The sequence below is a fragment of the Tatumella ptyseos ATCC 33301 genome, assembly GCF_000735525.1.
GTDB classification, from domain to species: domain Bacteria; phylum Pseudomonadota; class Gammaproteobacteria; order Enterobacterales; family Enterobacteriaceae; genus Tatumella; species Tatumella ptyseos.
Genome location: NZ_JMPR01000031.1, coordinates 38,581 through 44,580 on the forward strand (window position 1 = coordinate 38,581; position 6,000 = coordinate 44,580).

Genomic DNA, 6,000 nt, shown 5'->3' on the forward strand with positions numbered 1-6,000 from the left:
AATGATACCGGGCACGGTCTCCGGGGGGCCGCGTTGAGGATAAAACCACCCCCTGTCCGAAATGTGGTGAGGCAGGGGTTATCGTATCCGGAGAACCCCATGATACCAATAATGGTAAAATGGTAGAAAAATGACAATTGTTTATACTATTGATGCTTTCGAACGTGTAGATGAACTACTCGTCTTCGAAATCGATATACCGAAAGAAAAACTCCCGGAAGTAGCAAAAGTCATGGTTTGGACAGATGAAGATTATAGTGACTTTAGTGCAGGGATTGGTGGATGGGATCTTACCAGCCAACAGGTCAGGGCAATTGAGAAAATCTTAGATAAAAACTTTTTCCAGGAAGATTTGGATTTTCAAATATCAGGTGGGGAAATCTGAAATATAGTTATCCTCGCAGCGAAGTTATCAACTGCCAATTTAACGCAAGCAGCACATCCTCCTTAGAGCTGCTTTATTCCTTATCCCTTCGACTAACTGTTGCGCTCCAGCGTTCTTACGACACGTATGGCCGGAAGTGAAAAGTCGGCATCAATCGCCAGTGCCTCACGATTAAAGTCATCAATGATATTAGCAGACGTACAGAACGACCATCTGACAGCTTCACGTGCCATCAGCTTTCTACGCGATGGCTTCACCACTTTTTTGCTATGGCTTCCTGAATGATTTCGGCTTCAGCCTGCTTAAGGATCGCCAGGATTTGGCTATCGGTAAAACGCGATTTCTTCATTGAATTCTCCTCAGTTCAGATTACGGGAAAGTTCTGCTTATGAATACACCGGTTTTTCGGGAGGATTACCGTTTTTACTGAACGAGGGTGAACCTGAAGAAAGGGATAACCAACGGATAAAAGCAAAAAACCCGCTTAAGTTTCCTTAAGCGGGTTTCTTAAATATGGCTCCTCTGACTGGGATCGCCTTTGCCAGCAACTGGCTAATAAATAAGCTAAACTAGAGTTTCCTGTCTGTCAAGACCACCAGAATGACCACCAATAAACGCTGGTTACTTAAACCTTAGCTGAGTGGCCATGTAGCATTTGGTCATCACTACTATGTCTACCTCTGCTAGGGGTGTTGATTCTGTCTCCTGCAGGGGAGATGTACCTAAGGGGATCAGACAATCCGTCCTTGCCAAGAGCTGTCGTTGTCCACACCGTAGTGAGTTAATCAATCAGGAGAGAGTCACGTCACGGGGTTTGGTTTTAGTTTGAGAGTATCGTTAACATATGGCAATACAATGTTGACCTGTGTGGCAAGTTCATTCTACTGTTTTCCATGAGGGGCTGTAACTGAAACTTCATTTTAGAATAATAGTATTAAGGAAGACTTCCATGTTTATTGAAACGATTTTTTTAAAAGGATTCAGGAACTTTGCGGACGCGCGTATCAATTTCAAGAAATCATCACTTATTATAGGAGCAAATGACGTCGGCAAGACAAATCTATTATATGCCTTGAGGCTTCTTCTGGACAAAAGCCTATCAGAGCTTGAACTTGAACCTAAAAGCAATGATTTCCATATTACCGAAACAGGTGAGCAACACGAAAACCTTGAAATTGTCATTCAATTTGCAGAGGTGATAGAAGATGCCATCGTTTCTAGAATAGGAGGCTACATCAGCGAAGATCAGGAGACGTACATAAAATATCAAGCTTCGCTAGCTAATCTCGACTATTCCGTTTCGCTAAGCCATGATGGTATTCAGTACGAGGAAGTTCCCAATCGTTTTTATTTAAAATATCTAAACCTTAAATATATTAATTCTCAGCGCGACCTTGAAAAATATATACGTATTGAAAAAAACACTTGCTAAGGCTGGCTCAGGACATTCGCAACGAAGAACAGAGCCGCAGTGATCAAGCTATTTTCGATGAATTGAATACGTTGCTAAGTGACGTGAATAATAAGGTACGGGACATCAGCTATGTTGCACAGGCAACAGCAGAGCTCAATGAAGAGTTAAGAAAGCTCTCTTATAACCATGAACGGCTGCGCGTTCAACTCGATACCGGGGCTATCGGCATCGAGCAGTTCATTGAGAAGCTAGAGCTGGGAGCTAGCAGTAGCGGGAAAAAGCTCATGTTGGGCGGTGACGGTTTCAATAACCAGATACTTCTCGCCCTTTGGAGAGCAAAAAGCCTACGGGAGCACGATGTTAGCAGTGAAGTTGTTATCTATTGCATTGAGGAACCCGAGGCACACCTGTTTCCACATCAGCAACGTAAATTAGCAACCTATCTTACGGAAAATCTGCCTGGGCAGTCGATCGTAACTACACACTCTCCTCAGATTGCTGTTAATTTCACGCCAGATTCCGTTATCCGTTTATTTTCTCGAAGGGGTGAAACCTCTGCCGCTAGCAACGGTTGTTCGGCATGCATTAGTGATGCATGGGATGGTATGGGGTATCGGATGAGTATCATCCCAGCAGAGGCATTTTTTGCTAATGTGGTTTTGCTTGTTGAGGGACCTTCAGAAGTGATTTTTTACACTGAGCTGGCAAAGGCACTCAAAATAGATCTCGACTGGCTTAATGTAAGCATTATGTCAGTGGATGGCGTACAGTTTGATGTTTATACAAAAATATTACAGGCTCTGAACATCCGCTGGGTAGTGCGAACAGATAATGACGCTGCGAAAGTTCCACGACGTACAGACTGGAGCTATACAGGAGTAAACCGGGCACTTGCTTTATGCGGGTTACCTAAAGGAATCAATGTCCCAAATGAAATTAAACATAAGGATCTGGTGAATGCTTGGGGAACCGTTTCCCCGCAGGTTAATCCTTACGGCGTCTTCCTGTCATTCACCGATCTTGAAGGGGATTTGGCTGGTACTTTGACTAGCTACATGATGGAATTTTCCGGCAAGACTAATCCTGATGATGCGGTTGACTATTTCCGAGAGAAAAAAGCGATCAGGATGCGCGAATTTTTGAACGCTTACAGGACAGTTTTGCCTGAACTATCAGACAAGGATATCGCTCGACCACTTTTATATGCTCAGCGGCTTGCTAAGGAGGAAGTATGATTTTGACAGCAGAGCAGGTTGATGCGATCAGCCACTGCGGGAACTTGGTTGTCACCGCCTGCCCTGGAAGCGGTAAAACAACCGTTCTAGTCCATAGGATCATTCGACATCTAGAATTATGCCGCGATTTCCAGGGGGTCGTGTCCATTTCTTTTACCAACAAGTCATCTACAGAACTTAAGACGCGATGTAAAACGGTAGTTGGCGAATTGAAGGCCAGCTTTTTCGGAACTACAGACAAATTTATGCTGCGTGAAATTGTTATGCAATTTATCGCGCATCTATGGTTCCGTCCTCATCAGGAGACAGAGCTCGTCCGCTGGTCGGATCTAGAGACACAGACTAAGGCTAAATTGGAGCAGTATTTCTTGCATGCTGAAATGGAAAATAACATCAGTGATACCGGGATGGAGGAGCTATGCAAGTTATACCAGAGAGGAACGATAGTCCTTGAGTTGTTACCCATCATAGCTTGCTATGTTGTAATGCATTCCCCTGCATGTCAGCGATATCTCAAGGCAAGATATACTGGTGGGATCTATGTGGATGAATATCAAGATACCGGATTTTTTACCCATCAATTTTTTAAATTACTAGCTTCAATAGGGCTGCAGCTAACGGTTGTTGGTGATGCTGAGCAGTCAATTTATCTCTATTCACATCGGGGTAGTGACTCGCTTAATGACTTTTTACAATCAAGTGATTTCTGCCACAAAAGGATAACTCTGAATTTCAGAAGCCACCCATCAATTATCAACTATGCCAGTCGTCTGCAAGACCCAACATGTCACTTGCAGCAAGCGGATGAACTGAGAGTGTACAGGAAAAAAATCGAGGGAAGCCAAAAGAACATCGCTGAATGGATAGATTCTGTTCTTCCCGCAATGAAAGTGCATTTTTCTATACCATGTAATAGCGAGATTGCAATTCTGGTACGGAGCAACATGTGTGCTGAGCTGATTGCTGACAACTTGAAAGCCCCAAATAGGGCTTACCTTGATGATCGTCTCTCCAAAATAGGTGGCAGGACATCAGAACTAATCAGAGCGCTGCTGTCCTATCGTTTTTCTGACGAGTTGACGGTTCAACCTCTACTTGATGAATTTTTGAACCCGACCTGCAAGCGTCATTTAGTTGTACAGACGCGTATCCTTATGCGGAAGACACGGAGTTGTACTGATCAAGCTCTCTTGGACGTTATCAAAGAAATTGTTTTCCGCTGCTTCGGCGTCGGAATGGCGGAAGAGCATATCAATGGTATTGAGGACGCGCTAACAATTCAGCGTGTGAGAAATAACTATCTCAAAGTTCATGAAGATGAAGTACAAATTATGACCCTGCACAAGTCTAAAGGGCTGGAATTTGATTTTGTATTCCATCTTGATCTTTATGACTGGGTAATTCCTATTCGGGAATTTGTTCAGGGAAGTTATGATGTGATATTTCAGAATGAACAACAGTGCCTTAACCTGCATTATGTAGGTGTGACAAGGGCGCGAAAAGCTGTAACTCTCCTCTATTCCGACAGCCGATACAATACAAATGGGCAACTAAAAAGGGGGGCGCCTTCTCAGTTCCTTAACAGATCTGGTTTGGACGGTTTATTCATAAAAATGTAAGGGGGATAAATTTGAAAACTACCTATATTACTGATAATTAATTACTCTCCTCTCGAAAACTTTCTGGGGGGTTATTTAAGTGCATTCATGATTTATATTTATCACGATATTCAATGGTAGCGAAAAAAGGTATTGACCTGCCCCCAGGATTAGATACAACCTTCAGTTAGTAATGTCGGTTGGTTTTTCTTCATATTTCCCGTTTCGCCAGCCTGCTGCAAATTCAGCTGAAGTCTGGTAATCCAGCGATGAATGTGGACGGCACTCGTTATAATCCTGCCGCCAGTCATTAATCGTTTTCCTGGCGTGAACAATATCGCTGACCCAGTGCTCATTCAGGCACTCATCTCTGAATCGTCCGTTAAAACTCTCAATAAATCCGTTTTGGGTCGGCTTGCCCGGCTGGAAAAGACGCAACTCCACGCCATGCTCAAAGGCCCATTGATCCAGTGCGCGGCTGGTGAATTCCGGATCTTGATCGGTTCTTATCGTAGCCGGATAGCCACGAAACAGCGCGATACTGTCCAGAATACGCGTGACCTGCACGCCTGAAATCCCGAATGCGGTGGTAATTGTCAGGCACTCCTTCGTGAAATCATCCACGCAGGTCAGGCACTTGATCCTGCGACCGGTGGCCAGTGCGTCCATAACGAAATCCATCGACCAGGTCAGGTTCGGTGCATCCGGGCGCAGAAGTGGAAATCGTTCTGTCGCCAGCCCTTTACGACGTTGTCTGCGTTTTACGCTCAGTCCGTTAAGGTGGTAAATGCGGTATACCCGCTTGTGATTACCGTGAAGGGCCTCCCGACGCAGTAACTGCCAGATGCGCCGGTAACGAAAACGCCTGCGCTCCAGTGCCAGCTCAGTGATACGTCCAGATAAATGCACATCAGCAGCTGGACGCTGAGCATCATAGCGGCAGGTGGAAAGGGATAACCTGCCAGTCTGCAGGCACGACGTTGCGACAGATCGGTTGCATCACATATCAACACCACGGCTTCCCGCTTCTGGTCTGTCGTCAGTACTTTCGCCCAAGAGCCACCTGAAGAGCCACCTGAAGAGCCTCCTTATCCAGCATGGCTTCGGCAAGCAGCTTCTTGAGTCTGGCGTTCTCTTCCTCGAGCGCCTTCAGGCGCTTAACCTCAGGCACTTCCATGCCGCCATACTTCTTGCGCCAGGTGTAAAACGTGGCATCGGAAATGGCGTGCTTGCGGCAAAGTTCCCGTGCAGAAATCCCGGCTTCGGCCTCGCGCAGAATACTGATGATCTGTTCGTCGGAAAAACGCTTCTTCATGGGGACGTCCTCATGTGGCTTATGAAGACTTTACTAACATCGGGATGTATCCC

The 6,000-nt window shown here is 45.3% G+C and carries 4 protein-coding genes and 2 pseudogenes; 4 read left to right on the plus strand and 2 right to left on the minus strand.

The annotated features are described in order from the left end of the window. Nucleotides 1-130 precede the first annotated feature (130 nt). Nucleotides 131-385, plus strand: a complete 255-nt coding sequence (locus tag GTPT_RS09080; RefSeq protein WP_029990490.1) for a pyocin S6 family toxin immunity protein — start codon at nt 131-133, stop codon at nt 383-385. Between the two features lie 101 nt (nt 386-486). Here the strand turns inward: GTPT_RS09080 and GTPT_RS17485 are convergent. Then, nucleotides 487-614: pseudogene (locus GTPT_RS17485) on the minus strand (IS3 family transposase); the annotation flags it as partial. A gap of 720 nt (nt 615-1,334) precedes the next feature. Here GTPT_RS17485 and GTPT_RS17980 point away from each other — a divergent pair. From GTPT_RS17980 to GTPT_RS09090, 3 genes are read left to right on the plus strand one after another with little or no spacing between them, the layout of a single operon-like run. Beyond that, nucleotides 1,335-1,817 carry an AAA family ATPase gene (locus GTPT_RS17980; RefSeq protein WP_345968892.1) on the plus strand — a complete coding sequence of 161 codons (483 nt, stop codon included), beginning with the start codon at nt 1,335-1,337 and terminating at the stop codon, nt 1,815-1,817. Continuing rightward, nucleotides 1,811-3,034 (plus strand): ATP-dependent nuclease, encoded by a 1,224-nt coding sequence (locus tag GTPT_RS09085; RefSeq protein WP_345968893.1) that lies wholly within the window; start codon nt 1,811-1,813, stop codon nt 3,032-3,034. The genes GTPT_RS17980 and GTPT_RS09085 overlap by 7 nt, the downstream gene beginning before the upstream one ends. Then, nucleotides 3,031-4,653, plus strand: a complete 1,623-nt coding sequence (locus GTPT_RS09090; protein ID WP_029990493.1) for a UvrD-helicase domain-containing protein — start codon at nt 3,031-3,033, stop codon at nt 4,651-4,653. The genes GTPT_RS09085 and GTPT_RS09090 overlap by 4 nt, the downstream gene beginning before the upstream one ends. A 162-nt stretch (nt 4,654-4,815) precedes the next feature. Here the strand turns inward: GTPT_RS09090 and GTPT_RS09095 are convergent. Then, nucleotides 4,816-5,947 (minus strand): annotated as a pseudogene (locus tag GTPT_RS09095) (IS3 family transposase). Nucleotides 5,948-6,000 lie beyond the last annotated feature (53 nt).

Excerpts from the sequence above, each read along its gene's own strand:
- GTPT_RS09090 (WP_029990493.1), top strand. The coding sequence starts at position 3,031 with ATGATTTTGACAGCAGAGCAGGTTGATGCGATCAGCCACTGCGGGAAC.
- GTPT_RS17980 (WP_345968892.1), top strand. The coding sequence starts at position 1,335 with ATGTTTATTGAAACGATTTTTTTAAAAGGATTCAGGAACTTTGCGGAC.
- GTPT_RS09080 (WP_029990490.1), top strand. The coding sequence starts at position 131 with ATGACAATTGTTTATACTATTGATGCTTTCGAACGTGTAGATGAACTA.